Genomic DNA, 16,389 nt, shown 5'->3' with positions numbered 1-16,389 from the left:
TAAAATTAGTCGTTATAGACCGAAGTTTTATAGGCAATGATGGTGTTTTTCATCAACATCGCTCTTGTCATTGGGCCTACTCCTCCAGGTACCGGAGTAATCCAGCTTGCTTTTGCTGCACAGCTGTCAAAATCCACATCACCGGCAAGGTAGTATCCTTTTGGAGAATCATCGTCTACTCTCGTGATACCCACGTCAACGATTACCGCACCCTCCTTAATCATTTCTCCTTTTAAGAAGTGAGGATCTCCTAAGGCTGTAATAACGATGTCTGCCTTTTTAGTATATTCTTCAATATCTTTTGTGTATGAGTGTGTAAGAGTAACAGTTGAGTTTCCAGGGAAATCTTTTCTTCCCATTAAGATGCTCATCGGTCTTCCTACAATTTTACTTCTTCCAATGATAACACAGTCTTTTCCTTTAGTTTCGATATTGTATCTTTCCAGTAATGTTAAGATCCCGAAAGGTGTTGCCGGTAAGAAGGTGTCCATTTCAAGAGCCATTTTCCCGAAGTTTTCAGGGTGAAACCCATCCACATCTTTTCTTGGATCAATAGCGTTGATAATTTTCTCCTGATCAACCTGATCAGGTAAAGGTAGCTGAACGATAAACCCGTCTACTGCTTTAGATTTATTCAGTTCGTCAATAGTTTCCAATAATTCAGATTCCGAAACAGTGCTTGGGAATTTGATTAAGCTGGATTGGAACCCTACTTCTTCACAGTCTTTTACTTTAGCATTTACATAAGCCTTGCTTGCTCCGTTGTTTCCCACAAGAATTGCTACCAAATGAGGTGCTCTCCTTTTGCTTGCAAGGATTTTTTCCACTTCAACTTTGATCTCTGCTTTGATTTCCTTGGATACTTTAAGTCCGTCAAGAATTTCTGCCATTTTTACTTTTTTACTTTTATTTAGATTTAGATTTTTTCGAATACTACAATATCCTGAAATTCATCAGCACCTTCCTTTTCTACATCATTTCTCCAGAATCCTCCCTGTATGGTTTTTACTTTCAGACCTGCTTCATGAGCCATTTGATTCAGTAATGGAATACTTACGGCAATATTGGCAGCCGTTACTTTATCATCCATCAGCCGGTATCCTTCATACTGATGTGGGAAATGCATGCTTCCACTTTCCGCTTTAGAATCATCATACAGAAAGAATGTTGCAAGACATTGTCCGCCACTTTTCAGAACCCTGCTGATTTCATTCAGATATTGTTTGATCTCAGGGATCTGCATGTGGGTGAAAACAGAAAACAAAAATGCTTTATCAAACTGAGCTTTATCGTAAGGGAAGGTGAAGTTCTCCGCTTTCTGACTGAAAGTATTATACAGATCATTATAAATCGGTGTAAACTTAAAGTTGAAGTTCGGATATTTTCTGTGAATGTGTTTATCACACCACTTAATTCCTTTTTCTACGGCATCGAAACCATCATAAGCTCCCTTGTCTATGAATCCGGATAGGGCAACAGCTGTTCTGCCGATTCCACATCCTATATCCAGCACATGGTCTGTATTTTTAAGTGCAATATGTTTTTTCAGCGCATTCATCTGACGGATCCCGTGAGGAATAAAATCGCTGCTTCCTACATAGATATCTCCCTTTTTAGGCTCGTTTTTAGCCCTTTTTCCGGTAATGCCTTCATAGAAATCTATCGGAAAATAATATAGTTTTCTTCCTAAGAGCCTGAAGCCGGGAGGCAGTTTATAATAATATGATCGTAATGCAGACATCTGCTATTTATTTCCTTTATAATAATTAATTAATCCGTTGGTGGAACTGTCATGCGAAGTTACAGTTTCGTTGCTTTCAAGCTCTGGTAAGATTTTGTTAGCGAGAACTTTACCTAATTCTACTCCAAACTGATCGAAGCTGAAAATGTTCCAGATTACCCCCTGAACAAAGATTTTATGCTCATACATTGCAATTAACTGACCTAATGAAAAAGGGGTTAATTCTTTGAATAGTATTGAGTTAGTAGGAGTGTTTCCGTGGAAGACCTTGTAATTTAATAATTGGTCTATTTCTTCGTCAGATTTTCCGGCATTTTTAAGTTCTTCTTCAACTTCTTCTTCTGTTTTCCCGAAAGCAAGTGCTTCAGTCTGGGCAAAGAAGTTGGCTAATAATTTATCCTGGTGGTCAGAGACTTCATTACAGCTTTTAGCATAAGCAATAAAGTCTGCAGGAATCAATTCTGTACCTTGGTGAATCAATTGGTAAAATGCGTGTTGACCATTAGTTCCTGGTTCTCCCCAAATGATGGGTCCTGTTTCATATTCTACAAATTCTCCGTTTCTGTCTACACATTTCCCGTTGCTTTCCATATCTCCCTGTTGAAGATATGCTGCAAATCTGTCCAGATATTGTGAGTATGGAAGAATTGCATAGCTTGTTGCTGCATAGAAATTACGGTACCATATTCCCAGAAGTCCCATTAATACAGGGATGTTTTCAGAGAAGTCCTCCGTCTGGAATCGTTGGTCTGTGTCAAAGGCTCCTTTTAGAAGCTGCTCAAAGTTTTCATATCCTACGGCCAAAACAATACTTAATCCGATAGCACTCCATAGAGAGTATCTTCCGCCTACCCAATCCCAGAATTCAAAGATGTTTTCTTCTGCAATTCCAAATTGCTTAACAGCTTCAACATTAGTGGATAAAGCAACAAAATGTTTTGCAACATCTTCGTGTTTTCCAGCTTTAAGGAACCAGTCTTTTGCTGAGTTTGCATTGGTCATTGTTTCCTGCGTCGTAAATGTCTTGGAAGCAATGATGAATAAAGTAGTTTCCGGGTTTAGATCTTTAACAACCTCTGCAATATGATTTCCGTCCACATTGGAAACAAAGTGAACATTGAGTCTTGTTTTAAAATGCTTTAAAGCCGAACAAACCATTACTGGTCCTAAATCTGAACCTCCGATTCCTATGTTTACAACATCTGTAATTTCTTTTCCACTGAAACCTTTATGTTCTCCTGAAATGATTTTTTCAGAAAAAGCTTTCATATGATTCAGTACTCTTTTAATCTGCGGCTTAATATTTTCGCCATCAACAAGGATTTCACGGTCAGAGAAATCTCTCAAAGCCGTATGTAATACTGCTCTTCCCTCTGTCTCATTGATCTTATCTCCTGAAAACATTTTGGTAATAGCGTCTTTTAACTGACATTCTTCTGCCAGCTGTAATAAAAGAGTTTTTGTCTTTGCATCGATCAGGTTTTTAGAATAATCAAAAAGGTAATTGTCCTTTTTCAGAGAAAACTCTTCAAAACGGTTCGGATTGTACTGGAAAAGACTTCTTAGTTCAAGATCATTCGATGCGAAATGTTCATCAAGGGCTTTCCAGCTGTTGGTTTGTAGAGGATTTATTTTTGATAGCATGTTGTCGAGAATTTATAGTTCACAGAATAATGTTTCGGATCAAAAAACTTTAGAAATCCATAACGATTTATTTCTGATCTGCAAATTTAAGGAAAAATAAAACCTCAAATAAATTTGAAGATGATAAATAACGTTTTTTTAAAAAACAAAACCCCAGAAATGATCTGAGGTTTACTTTTTATAAGGTTAAAGATACTTTTTTGAATATTATTCATCTATTTCATTCAGAATATTTTCCAATTGCTTAGCATGGCGTCCGTAAATATACTTTGTCCATAAAACAATATTAACTATAATTGCGATGGTTCCAATAAGAACAGAAATAATAAGAGTCTGCTGATAAGAGTTGGTTACACTTTCAAAGGTCATCCCTTTTTTCGCTAATACCTTATAGAATTCGAGTCCTAATGTGATCATGAAGTGGGGGAGGAGCAGGAAGCCGAAAGACTGATATCTTTCCATATTAAGTTTTAATTCGTGGTATATTTTCCAGAGGCTGTTTTTAGTATTGCCAGTATAAAGTTCAGTCTGCTTGTAAAATTTGTAAAAACCAAATAAATAATAAGAAGATATAACGACAAGCATGGCATAAGAGGTATAATAAATAACATATTGTGAAATGGGAAATTTCAGTATTTGAGGAAAGAATGCTATAAGAATAATAGCAATGACCTGCATTGGGAATTCTTTTTTCATACTTTTCTGAATTTTTTCGATAGGATGCTTGCTTTCTTTTAATTGTTTTATGCTGTCAGGAATATGGACATTACTGTCTTCATTATTCCACTGTTCTTTTAATTGATCAAAATTCATAACCTGATTTTTTTATGATTTGCTGTATTTTTTCTTTAGTTCTGTTGAGTTTTACACGGGCATTTCCTTCACTAAGCCCTAGATTGTTTCCGATTTCCTTATGTGACATTCCTTCCATGAAATAAAATATAACAGCTTTTTCAAGAGCATTTAATTCCTGAACGGCAGTGTAAAAAATTTCAAGTTGTTGGTCTTTGTTAGGATTGTAGTCTTCTTGATGTACTTCAAAATGGTGCGGTGTGTCTGTATGATTTTTAGATCGTTGCTTTTCCTTTTTTAAATAAGTGATTGCTGTATTGATAGCAACACGATACATCCATGTAGAAAACTCGCTGTTTCCCTTGAAGTTCTGATAAGATTTCCACAGCTGGATAAGGATTTCCTGTTGGAGGTCTTCCCGGTCTTCTATAGAATCGGCATAGATCCGGGAAGCTTTGTATAAAATGCCTTTGTGCTGATTAACAAGCTTTAAAAAGGCTGCTTCAGTTGGAGTACTCACAATAGTTTCATGGTTGGGTTATTGTTATAAGTTTGATACGGGTTTTACAGTGTATCCTTTTGCCTTCAGGAGATTAATTAATCCATTTTCTCCCCAAAGATGGCCACTTCCAACAGCAAAGAAAGAACTTTGATTTTTCATCATTTCCGGCATTTTTTCTGCCCATTTTTTATTTCTGTCAGTCAAAACCAATTTCTCCTGGCTCTTGTTCATGAACTTTGGATCTTTAATGAGTATATCCAGATTTTTCAGATTTTCATTTTTAAAGGCCTCAGTCATTTTTTGTGCTGCAATAGCATATTCATTACCTAATTTAAGCTGGCTGATTACTTCTTTCAGATTATATGCTTTGCCAATTGCGTAGATCTGATCATCCACTTTTTCCAGGCCGTTTACACTTTTCTTGTTTTTTAGAGCGGTTTTAAGAAGTTCAATTTCATACATTTTCACTTCATTTGCAGGGCAAGGGATGGCTTTGGTAGCAACAAGAGCATATAAAGCTTGTGTGCTTTGACCGTCTACATTTTTTAGATTCGTACCATAGTCAGCAAGTGTTTTGTTTAATTCTGTGGCTTCTGCAGGAGTTAACTGTTCAGAAATTTTTTTATCAGCAGCCATCATTTTTTGCATGGCCATCATTTCATTCTGATCTGTATAGTTGATTTCCATAACAAAATTCTCTGATGCATTGAGAGCGTTCCAAATCTTAGGCTTTATATCAAAATCCTTGTTGCATAAGATATGAAATGTTCCGGTAATATAAGATGGCTTAGAGAGTCCGTTTCCAGATACCTCCCATAGCAGGCTGTTGTCATTGTCTGTGTTTTTGTTTTTGTTCTGTGCCGTAGCAGTCATGAAATGCATTGATAATAGTGCAGTGAATCCAAGTTTTATTACATTTTTCATAGTATTGATTTTTTTGATTTTCTGTTCTTTTAAACAGTAGGTAAGGGTACCGTTACAATCGTTACAGTTTTTTTTTCAAAAAAATAAAAACCTCCTGAAAACAGGAGGCTGTAAAATCTAAAATTATGATGATAACCATTTGGTTAGGAATTTTTATTCCTGGTTTTTAGGAAGCACAGGCTTTGCCATTTTTCTTTTTCTTAGAAAATAGATTACTCCACCTGCAATCAATACAATCGGCCAGATGTTGATAAGCCCTACAATAATTCTCTGAATCAAATAAAATCCATAGACAAATCCATCTTTTGCATCATATATAAAGTTATATCTATACTTATTATCAATGCTGTTTATATTGGTAACTGCGATTTCTGCGATGCGTAATTTGGGTTCTTTGATGAAAATATCAACGGTGCTGTATTTCAGATTATCGGCAATGTTCATATTGGTTAGCTTCTGAAGGTTTCCTTCAGACATATTTTCATCATCAAGAGTAACTTTATCCTTATTAGTCTTTATTTTTTCAATATTTTCAGAAGTTTTCTGGTTTCTTTTTGTCTCCAGCTCAGAATATTTGATGTTAGCTGTTACGTCTTCCGCATTGATAGTTCTTGAGTTAAGAAAAAGCTTATTCGTATTAATGAATGTTAAAAGCTCTCCCAGTTTTTCAGTGGGTACTCTTACCTGCATCGTATTTTCGGTCTTATATTTTTTGATCAGCATAGCTTCAGTATCAGACGTATTATAAGTATCTTCAGAAACCACATTGCTCTGAAGATTGCTTTTTGTAACAAAACCTCCAAGGTCCTGGACAGACTTTTCAATAGCGATAGTAGCATTATACACATCTTTTACTTCCATATTGACATCTGCTGTTTTGATGAATTTTTTGTCCTTTACTTCCATACTCGCAACAGACGAAACACTGTCTTCCGAAACAGCCGCAGAATCTGTTGTTGCTTCATAGCTTTTAAGTTCACTGCTGCTGGTTGCTTCTCCTTTTTTACATGAATAGATTCCCAGTAAAAGAACAGCTGATAATGATAATCTAATGTAAGTCGTTTTCATAGCGTAATATTTTTGAGGTTTTGCTTGAGTCAAAGTTCTGCAAGGATCCTTTGTAATGCTTGAAAATCGAAAGTAAAAAACTTGTAAAGAGAATATTCTGTTTTAAATTACTGAATATTAGTACTTTGTAAAATAACATGAAAGGGTGGGGTTTGCTTTCGGAGTAATTTTTGCTTATCTTTTTACAAACCAAAATCACAATATATCATTATGTCAAATACCTTTTCTAAAATCAGGAATGCAATAGGACTATTCACGTCTATAGATTTTGATCAGCTAAGTGCTATTTCCCAAAAAGTAGATCTACCGAAGTTGATGCACAATTTTTCGAAACTGGATGATAAACAGCTTTCCGGGCTCATGAAAATGCTTGATCCGGATAAGAAAAAGAAAGAACTTCCTCCCATTGATGGAGATTTTTACGATATCTACCATACTTTAACTCCTGAACAGAGGGAAATTCAGCTGAAAGTAAGAGCTTTTATGGAAAAAGAAGTTAAGCCTTTGGTCAATCACTACTGGCTTAGGGATGAGTTTCCTTTCGAACTGATTCCGAAATTTCAAAAGCTGGATATATGCGGAGTGACCTATGAAGGATATGGCTGTCCGGGAATGCCTTTTCTGATGGAAGGGGTTATTGCCATGGAAATGGCAAGGATTGATGCTTCTATTGCAACATTTTTTGGGGTGCAATCAGGGTTGGCAATGGGTTCTATCTATATATGTGGATCAGAAGAACAAAAACAAAAATGGCTTCCGCAGATGCAGAAGTTTGAAAAAATTGGTGCCTTTGGACTGACCGAACCTGAAGTGGGCTCCGGAGCTGCAGGCGGCCTTACCGTAACTTGTAAGAAAACAGATGAAGGTTGGGTTTTAAATGGTCAGAAAAAATGGATCGGAAATGCAACGTTTGCAGATCTTATCATTATTTGGGCAAGAGATTTGGATAGTGGAGAAGTAAAAGGATTTATTGTAGAGAAAGATAATCCGGGATATTCTGTAGAGAAAATCAAGGGAAAGATGGCATTACGTATTGTTCAGAATGGTTTGATTACCCTGAAAGACTGTATTGTTACTGAGGAAAACCGTTTACAGAACGCCAATTCTTTCAAAGATACCGGAAAAGTACTTCGGATGACAAGGGCCGGAGTAGCCTGGATGGCAACCGGATGTGCAAGAGGAGCTTATGAAAGTGCCTTAGCATATACCCGGACAAGAGAGCAGTTTGGGAAACCTATCGCTTCATTTCAGATGATTCAGGGGCATCTGGTGGAAATGTTATCCAATCTTACCGCCATGCAGACCATGGTCTTCAGGCTGTCTGAGATGCAGGATGAAGGAATTTTAAAAGATGAACATGCTTCATTAGCTAAAGTTTTCTGTACCTTAAGAACGCGGGATATTGTTTCCAGAGCAAGAGAAGTGATGGGTGGAAACGGTATTCTCCTGGAATATGACGTTGCCCGTTTTGTAGCAGATGCCGAAGCTATTTACTCTTATGAAGGGACAAAGGAAATCAACTCGCTCATCGTGGGACGATCGATTACGGGATTCAGTGCTTTTATATAAAGTGACGGATAAAAGGCAATGGCTAATATCAACCGCTGTTATCCGTGGGTTTTCATTTACTATCCGACAAGGTTTTTATATTTCTCTCTGTTGTCAATCAATATCCAGATATTAATCAGGAATAGTATTCCGGAAATGCAAATGCCTGTAGTCGAAGGATCTCTGTATACATTATGAATCAAAATCCCCGTCAGTACAGGCAGAATAATGATGGCACCCAGAGCTCTTGTTTTTGGAAAAATAAATAATAGTCCCCCTATTATTTCTACAACTCCTACCAAAGGTAATAGCCAGCCAATTTCTCCGAATGCTGCATACAGCTTCATTTGTGTTTCAGTGAGTTGAGGAACTGGGTTGTAATGAAAGAACTTGTCTAATCCTGCATTGATAAACATGATCCCAAATAAAATACAGATGATGAGTTTAATGATTTTCATAATAAATATTTTATATCAAATGTAGAATAAAAATATAATTCTATTATGATTTTGAGAATTAAAAATAATATTGTTTGTGTTAATGGTAGGTTAATGTGGGATTTTGCATCATTTTATTATTTATATTTGAGTATAATCCAAACTCATAATTATTATGTTGAAAAATCTTAAAAAATTAAACCGCACAGATTTAAAAGAAGTTCAGGGCGGGATTGGTATTGAAAAATGTGATATAGGACCAATAGGTTGTCCATGTAAAATTCCTCCTGGTGATCCGTGTTTAGGAGGAGGCTCCGGAGGAGGTCCGGTTAATCCTAGTTTAGGATACTGTCCGGATAATCAGTCTTATATTCCATGTGAAGAATCCTGTCCAAGTGGAATGAGGCCACTTTGCGCTCTTATTATGTAAAGGAAACAAAAATAAACAAGGCTGCTTTTTAAAGCAGCCTTAGTTTTATTAAGTATTTGATTTTCTATTACTCATTACTTATCACCAATATCTAATCCATCTCCTTCAAAGTAATATTCTTTGAAATCTTGTAGCTTTTCTTCTTTTTGTTCGGTTTTTCCTCCTCTCCGAGTAACCTTCCCCATGGTTTTAGGTCATCCACTCTTTCGCAGATGATTTTAATAATTGCAATAGCCGGGATACACAGAAACATTCCGGCAATTCCCCAAAGATGTTCCCCTAAAAGAATCCCTATAAAAGAAAATAAAGCATTGATCTTTACTTTTGAACCTACTACAAACGGTAAAACAATATTTCCGTCCACTGCATGCACTGCAATATATCCCATGGCTACGTAAATGCAGGTAGACGGAGTAGAAGTGGCAAATGCTATAAAGCAGGAAATTAAAAGGGAAATGAAAATTCCCAAATAAGGGATAACATTTAACAAACCGGTCAGAACAGCTAAAAGGATTGCATATTTTACTCCTAAAACGGTAAGAACAATAGAGGTAAGGACAGATACAATGATAACCTGAAGAAAAAGCCCGAAAATATACTTTTTGGTCATTACCCGGATCTCATTTACCGCTTCCTGAACACTTGCTTTATGTCTTTCACTGAAAACGGTAACAATAAAATTATTTAAAAGCCTTCTGTAATTTAAAATAAAGATAAAAAACAGGGTAAAGAATATAATAAATCCAAATCCCGTTGAAAAGATTCCAAAAGTAAAACCTAGGATCGCTCCCGAAGAAGATAAAAGCTTATTCAGTCCCTGATTGAAATAATCTACCTGTTCATCCACTTTTACGTTGAATGTTTTTGAGATCCAATGCTGTAAATTATTAAAAACGGTGGTAAATTGTTCTCTTAGATGCGGAAGATCCTTGCTGAAATCAGACAATTGATTGGTGAAGAAATAGATGATTCCAGCCAAAATCATCAGCATAATGAAAACTGATGTCATGGTTGATATAGATCTTGGAAGCCTTAGTTTTCTTTCCATGAAAGTAGCTGCCGGTAAAAATAGCATAGCCATCAGGAATGCCAGAAAAAAAGGAGCTAAAATAGTTTGTCCCAATGCTAAAAGGTAACCAAGGCCAATGATGGAAATCACAACAAGGGTAAGCTTGACAAGGAAAGGAAGTCTAAGAAAGTTCATAATCTAAAATCTGCAGTGTGGAATAAAAATAAGAAAAACCCACCGAACTAAAGAACTTTTTATTCAAACAGTGTGGATTTTTCTTTCTGCGTATCAAATTTCATTCCCAAAAGCTGTCTGTAAAAGCAGGAACACGCTCTGGTTACCAGAACGTGTTCCTATTGAGAAGTTGATATATTAATAAATTACTGTTTAATCTTCAATGGCGATGTCAATAACTTCTTCCATTCTGTTGACATAGTGTACTGTCAGATTCTTTAAATAATCTTTCTTGATTTCCTCTACATCTTTTCTGTTCGCTTCGCAAAGAATAACATCTTTTACCCCAGCTCTGGTTGCAGCAAGAAGCTTTTCCTTAATTCCGCCTACAGGAAGTACTTTTCCTCGTAAAGTAATTTCTCCCGTCATAGCCAAGTGAGGTTTTATCTTTTTGTTTTTAAAAGAAGAAACCATTGATGTCAGCATCGCAATACCGGCGGAAGGGCCATCCTTAGGAGTAGCTCCTTCAGGAACGTGAACGTGGATGTTTTTCTTATCCAGATCTTCCTGGGCAATTCCCAATTCATCGTGTTTAGCCTTAATATATTCCAAAGCAATCGTTGCAGATTCTTTCATTACAGTTCCCAGATTTCCGGTCATTGTTAAAGCTCCCTTTCCGTTGCTCAGAATACTTTCAATATATAAAATGTCACCTCCTACACTCGTCCAGGCCAATCCTGTTACTACACCAGGAACCCCGGTGATTTCAGATAAGCTTTTCGGTCTCGGTACACCTAAAATCTCATCTACTTTTTCCAGTGAAATCTTTGGATCATACTCTTTTACCAGAGCGGTCTGCAATGCTACCCATCTGGCAACAGAAGCAATTCTTTTTTCTAAAGTTCTTACACCGCTTTCAGAAGTATGTGCCTCAATAATATGTTTCAGTTCCGGATTTCCAAGTTTGAATGATTTGGTATCCAGACCGTTTTCTTCCTGCTGTTTCTTAATTAGGTGTCTTTTAGCGATCTCAATCTTTTCTTCCAGTGTATATCCTGCAATCTGAATGATTTCTGTTCTGTCCAAAAGCGGTGTCTGAATCGTTGAAAGTGAGTTTGCTGTTGCGATAAACATTACTTTAGACAGGTCATACCCCATTTCAAGGAAGTTGTCATAGAAAGATTTATTCTGTTCAGGATCAAGGACTTCTAGTAATGCGGAGCTTGGGTCCCCGTGAAGTCCCTGTGCGATTTTATCAATCTCATCCAGAACAATCACTGGATTAGAGGTTCCGGACTTTTTGATAGACTGAAGAATTCTCCCAGCCATGGCTCCAATATAGGTCTTTCTGTGTCCACGTATTTCACTTTCATCATGAAGACCACCCAAAGATAACCTTACATATTTTCTTCCTAAAGCATCAGCAATCGATTTACCTAAAGATGTTTTACCTACTCCCGGAGGACCTACCAATAATAGGATAGGAGACTTCATGTTGTTTTTCAGCTTTAAAACAGCCATATGCTCCAGAATTCTTTTCTTAATATCTTCAAGCCCAAAATGTGCTTTATCAAGTACTTTTTCGGCCTTAGCAATATCAAAAACATCTTTGGTATAAGTTTCCCACGGAAGATCTGTAAAGAAATCAAGATAATTTCTCTGTACATTATAGTCCGGAGAATTAGGGTTCTGACGTTGTAATCTGCCTATTTCTTTCTGGAAATGATCTTCCACTTCCTGGTTCCACTTTTTTGTTCTTGCCTTAGCAATAAGATCTGCTATGTCACTTTCAGGTCCGCCCCCAAGCTCTTCCTGTATCGTTCTGATCTGTTGGTTCAGGAAATATTCTCTTTGTTGCTTGTCAAGATCTTTTGAAGTTTTCTGATGGATCTGATTTCTCAATTCCAGTTTTCTGAAATCCTCGTGCATCATTTCATAGCACTTGTTAGCTCTTTCCATCAGGCTTTTCTCCTCAAGTAGCTTTTGCTTTTCCAGGGATGGGAAACTTGCGTTGGTGCAGATGAAATTCAGCAGGTCATCATTATTATTGATGTTTTTGATTGCAAAATTAGCGGCATTGGGAATATTCGGATCCAGCTCAATAATCTTTAAAGCCAGTTCTTTAACGTTTTCTAATAAGGCTTCATATTCCTCCTGATTTTTAGGCTTGTTGTCCTTTAATTTTGTTATTTCAGCTTTAAAATAAGGTTGATTATCAATGATTTTCTTGATTTTAAATCTGTGGAACCCTTTCGTAATTGCCGTAATGTTGCCTTCAGGAAGTTTTATAATTTTAATAATCTTCGCTAATGTACCGGTGGTATAAATATCCTTTTCTGTGGGCTGTTCCAGATCTGAATTCCTCTGGCTTACAATTCCAATGAAATCTCCGTTTTTCTGTGCCTCCTCAAGAAGTTGTATCGATGTTTTTCTCCCAGCAGTAATAGGAATTACCACATTAGGAAACATTACCATATTTCTTACAGGAAGTATCGGGAATATTTTCTGTTCGGAATTCTTTTCAGTCTCCCCAAAGTCGGAAAGATTGATTTCTTCAGTGACAATATCGAAACCGTCGCTGATCATTTCTTCTAAACTTATATCTTCAAATTCTGTCATAATGGATCGAATGACAAATTGTCATTTTCGTTTTTAATCGTTAAATGGATTTTTTATAATATGCGCTGAAAACGTGTGGTATATTATAATGTACTAGAATGCACAATACTTATGCCATTTGTTTTTTGCTAAAAAATATGGTCAAAATTTCCTTTTTTAGATAATCTTTTGGATTTAAAATTAAAATAAAGAACTTCTGCTTCTCTAATTTCTTAAAAATGTGTATTTTCGCAAACTGATAAAAAACTATAATTTATAAAATGGCAATTTTAGGACAGATTAGGAGTAAGCCTTGGCTTTTAATGGGAGTAATAGCCTTAGCGCTTTTGGCGTTCTTGGTGAACCCAGACAGTATCGATAAGGTTTTTGGTAAGAATCCTGACATTTTAGGAAAAGTAAATGGTGAGAAAATCACCCGCGAAGAGTTCAATGATCAGCTTTTCGTGTTGCAGCAACAGGCTGAACAACAGGGTCGTCCAAAGAACGGTCTTGAAGAACAGGCTTGGCAGTTACTTGTTCAATCTAAACTTATCAAGCAGCAGTTTGAGAAATTGGGCTTTGAAATGACTGATGATTATTTCTGGAATCAAATCCAGTATGATCAAATGTTCGCTCAAAATCAACAGTTCTTTGATGAGAAAGGGAACTTTAAAACTAAAGACCTTCAAAAACAAGTTGAAACAATACAGAATACTGACCCTCAGGGATATGCTCAATGGTTGAAAACCAGAAAATCAATTGAGTACAGACTGATGGCAAGACAGGTGTTTACCAATGTTTCAGCGGGTATTACTACCGGTAAGAAAGAAGCTGAAGAATTGATGAAAGAAAGAGATCAGCTTGCTGACATCGACTTTGTAAAGGTAGACTATGCAGCTTACCTTCAGAAAACAAAGATCAATGTTACTACTGAAGATCTTGCTAACTACATCAAGCAGCACCCGGTATTGTTCAAAGCTGAGCCTAGCAGAAACTTAGGTGTTGTGTTTTTCCCTTCTAAACCAAGTGCAGCAGATGATGCAGCCGCTTTAAAGGAAATTACAAAACTATACTCAGGAGGTACAGATGCTAGTGGAGGTACAGAAAACTTCCAGAATACAAAGAATGACTCTATGTTTGTAATGGCAAACTCAGATTCACCTTTCAATCCTCAGTATGTAAAACCTACACAATTGCCTGCTACGATACAAGGTCAGATTACAACAGCTGCGGTAGGACAGACTTTCGGACCATATAAAGAACAAAATTTCTATGTAGTTTCTAAACTTGTAGGGAAGAAAACCTCAGATTCTACATTGTCAAGACATATTCTGATCGCTTTCAAAGGAAGCCCTGCAGGAGAAGGAGTAACAAGATCTAAAGAGCAGGCTAAAAAATTGGCAGACTCTATTGGAGCGATCGTAAAAGCAACACCAGCTAAATTTACAGAGTTCCTTAAGCTTTCTAATGATCCAAGCTCTGCTGCACAGGGAGGTAGCCTTGGTTGGACAACTCCGGAAACGCCTTTTGTTCCAGAATTCCTTACATATCTTGCAAACAATCCTAAAGGAGCAACAGGTGTTGTGGAAACTCAGTTTGGGTACCATATCATCAATATTGAAGATAAAAAGTCCGGATCAATGGGATATAAGGTGGCAAATCTTGTAAAAGAGATCAAACCTTCAGATGCTACAGAAGCTGAAACAGATAAAAACTCTAGAAAATTCATTCAGCAGGTACAAGGGAAATCTTTCAATGATTTTGTGAACATTGCTAAGAAAGGAAACTTCCAGTTTACTAATCCTAAGGCTGCGAAGAGATTCGAAGGACAGCTTCAGGGCTTAGGTACTGAAAAAGACGGTGATATTCTTACTTGGGCTTTTGATAAGAAAAGATCTAAAGGAGATACAGAATTGTTCAATGTAGACGGAACAGGAGACAAAATCGTAGTATTCCTGAACGGAAAACAGGAAGCGGGTCTTGCCGATCCTGAATCTGTAAGAGACCAGATTGAAGTAATTGTTAAAAATAAACTGGCTGCAAAACAAATTTCTGATAAAATTGCAGCAGCAAAAGCGTCAGGTTTAGATCAGATTGCTACTATGTTTGCTGCAACAAAACAATCGGCTCAGGTAAATATGCTGAATCCTTCAGTAGCTGGAGCTATGGAACCTAAAGTTGCCGGTGCTGCATTTGGTGTTGCAAAAGGTAAGCTTTCTAAACCAGTTGAAGGAGGAACAGGAGTTTATGTACTGATTAAAAAATCAGAAACAGTAAACAAACAACCTGGTGATGTTAAGCAGTTCACTGAGTCTATTTCTCAGAGAAATGCAGGAATGTTCGGACAGGCTTGGTTGAAGAGTCTTCAGGATAACGCAGATATCCAGGACTACAGAATTGAGATCTGGGGTAAGCTGGGAAATCAGCAACAATAAGAGATTCACATCTATCAATATAAAAGCGACAATTTTTTTGTCGCTTTTTTTTGTATTTAACGCAGAATAATAAAGGAAAAGATTTATTTAAAATGTACTATATTTGCTTATTAGAAAAAAATTAGCAAGTGAAGTTCAGTAAAGAATTAAAAGCTGGTGTGATTGCACTTCTAGCTATCGTAGGCTTTGTGGTGTTGTTTCAATTTATGAAAGGGAAAAGCCTTTTTACTACCGACAATATATTTTATGCAAAATATGACAATGTAGAAGGTCTTGCACAGTCTTCGGCAGTGTCTATTAACGGTCTTAAAGTAGGACAGGTTGATAAGATTATACCTCAGACAGCGAAAGACGGTAAGATCAGTTTTGTTGTAAAGATTACGGTTGATAATAAATTTGAATTTTCAAAAAACTCAACCCTGGAAATTTTTGAACCGGGATTAATGTCCGGTAAAGAAATGAGAGTAAACCTAATGTATGGCGGAGTTACAGCAAAAGATGGAGATACTCTGAAAGGAGCTTTCAAGCTGGGAACGCTGGGAAGTCTTTCTTCTCAGGTAGGTCCGGTGAAAGATCAATTGCAGGTGGTTCTCCACAGAGTAGATTCTCTAATGGCGAATGCCAATCTGCTTGTTGATGCACAAAACAGAGCTGAAGTAAAAGCTCTATTATCCAACCTTAACAAAACAGTAGGAGCATTACAAACAACTGCAGGAAATGTAAATAATCTTGTAGGTCATAACGATCCAAAATTACAGAAAGTATTGGATGATGCCAGCCTTACTATGCAAAGTGGAAAGGTTACTCTGGATAAATACGGAAATCTTGCACAAAGCATTGACACGAAGCAATTGAACACAACGATTGCCAACCTGGATGCTACTGTAGGAAAACTGAATCAGGTGATTGGCGGAATAGATAAAGGAGAGGGTAGCTTAGGTAAGCTGATGAAGGATGAACAGCTATACAATAATCTGAATTCAGCATCTTCTAATTTGAATTCTTTGATTGAAGATATGAAAGCGAATCCTAAGAGATATATCAATTTCTCAGTTTTCGGTAAAAACAATAAAGACTAATACGCCTT

General features: G+C 36.8%; 14 protein-coding genes. 4 read left to right on the top strand and 10 right to left on the bottom strand.

Annotation, left to right across the window (positions count from 1 at the left end; all coding sequences use genetic code 11):
* Positions 1–5: 5 nt before the first annotated feature.
* From WH267_RS07785 to WH267_RS07755, 7 genes are all read right to left on the bottom strand, one after another.
* Positions 6–890 carry a bifunctional 5,10-methylenetetrahydrofolate dehydrogenase/5,10-methenyltetrahydrofolate cyclohydrolase gene (locus WH267_RS07785; RefSeq protein ID WP_115969780.1) on the bottom strand — a complete coding sequence of 295 codons (885 nt, stop codon included), beginning with the start codon at positions 888–890 and terminating at the stop codon, positions 6–8.
* Between the two features lie 26 nt (positions 891–916).
* On the bottom strand, positions 917–1,741 hold the full coding sequence (locus tag WH267_RS07780) for a class I SAM-dependent methyltransferase (RefSeq protein WP_123321048.1): 825 nt from the start codon (positions 1,739–1,741) through the stop codon (positions 917–919).
* A gap of 3 nt (positions 1,742–1,744) precedes the next feature.
* Positions 1,745–3,385, bottom strand: a complete 1,641-nt coding sequence (gene pgi, locus WH267_RS07775; RefSeq protein ID WP_340007093.1) for a glucose-6-phosphate isomerase — start codon at positions 3,383–3,385, stop codon at positions 1,745–1,747.
* A 207-nt stretch (positions 3,386–3,592) separates the two neighbouring features.
* Positions 3,593–4,198 carry a hypothetical protein gene (locus WH267_RS07770; protein ID WP_340007090.1) on the bottom strand — a complete coding sequence of 202 codons (606 nt, stop codon included), beginning with the start codon at positions 4,196–4,198 and terminating at the stop codon, positions 3,593–3,595.
* A complete protein-coding gene (locus tag WH267_RS07765; RefSeq protein WP_123321051.1) occupies positions 4,188–4,697 on the bottom strand; it encodes an RNA polymerase sigma factor in 510 nt (169 codons plus the stop codon). The genes WH267_RS07770 and WH267_RS07765 overlap by 11 nt, the downstream gene beginning before the upstream one ends.
* Before the next feature lie 24 nt (positions 4,698–4,721).
* Positions 4,722–5,603, bottom strand: coding sequence for a TraB/GumN family protein (locus WH267_RS07760; RefSeq protein ID WP_340007087.1), 882 nt, complete (start codon positions 5,601–5,603; stop codon positions 4,722–4,724).
* 153 nt (positions 5,604–5,756) lie between these two features.
* Positions 5,757–6,671, bottom strand: coding sequence for a DUF4349 domain-containing protein (locus WH267_RS07755; protein ID WP_123321053.1), 915 nt, complete (start codon positions 6,669–6,671; stop codon positions 5,757–5,759).
* A gap of 210 nt (positions 6,672–6,881) precedes the next feature.
* On the opposite strand from WH267_RS07755, the gene WH267_RS07750 reads away from it, so the two are divergent.
* The gene (locus tag WH267_RS07750; RefSeq protein ID WP_115969795.1) at positions 6,882–8,240 is read left to right on the top strand and encodes an acyl-CoA dehydrogenase family protein; all 1,359 of its coding nucleotides are present in this window, start codon (positions 6,882–6,884) and stop codon (positions 8,238–8,240) included.
* A 59-nt stretch (positions 8,241–8,299) separates the two neighbouring features.
* Here the strand turns inward: WH267_RS07750 and WH267_RS07745 are convergent, their stop codons facing one another.
* Entirely contained in the window at positions 8,300–8,677 is a 378-nt protein-coding gene (locus tag WH267_RS07745; protein WP_115969797.1) for a MauE/DoxX family redox-associated membrane protein, read from the bottom strand.
* Between the two features lie 154 nt (positions 8,678–8,831).
* On the opposite strand from WH267_RS07745, the gene WH267_RS07740 reads away from it, so the two are divergent.
* Positions 8,832–9,086, top strand: a complete 255-nt coding sequence (locus WH267_RS07740; RefSeq protein ID WP_340007083.1) for a bacteriocin-like protein — start codon at positions 8,832–8,834, stop codon at positions 9,084–9,086.
* 91 nt (positions 9,087–9,177) lie between these two features.
* On the opposite strand, the gene WH267_RS07735 is transcribed toward WH267_RS07740, so the two are convergent.
* Together WH267_RS07735 and lon are read right to left on the bottom strand one after the other, a co-directional pair.
* Positions 9,178–10,290, bottom strand: coding sequence for an AI-2E family transporter (locus WH267_RS07735; RefSeq protein ID WP_115969801.1), 1,113 nt, complete (start codon positions 10,288–10,290; stop codon positions 9,178–9,180).
* 192 nt (positions 10,291–10,482) lie between these two features.
* Positions 10,483–12,888 (bottom strand): endopeptidase La, encoded by a 2,406-nt coding sequence (gene lon, locus WH267_RS07730; RefSeq protein WP_340007080.1) that lies wholly within the window; start codon positions 12,886–12,888, stop codon positions 10,483–10,485.
* 260 nt (positions 12,889–13,148) lie between these two features.
* On the opposite strand from lon, the gene WH267_RS07725 reads away from it, so the two are divergent.
* Entirely contained in the window at positions 13,149–15,302 is a 2,154-nt protein-coding gene (locus WH267_RS07725; RefSeq protein ID WP_340007078.1) for a peptidylprolyl isomerase, read from the top strand.
* A gap of 128 nt (positions 15,303–15,430) precedes the next feature.
* Entirely contained in the window at positions 15,431–16,381 is a 951-nt protein-coding gene (locus WH267_RS07720) for an MlaD family protein (protein ID WP_115969808.1), read from the top strand.
* The last annotated feature ends 8 nt before the right edge of the window (positions 16,382–16,389 follow it).

It is taken from the genome of Chryseobacterium sp. MYb328, assembly GCF_037572595.1.
Lineage (GTDB): Bacteria > Bacteroidota > Bacteroidia > Flavobacteriales > Weeksellaceae > Chryseobacterium > Chryseobacterium pennae.
The sequence above is the reverse complement of the archived record's forward strand: the minus strand, read 5'-3'. Positions and strand labels throughout refer to the sequence as shown.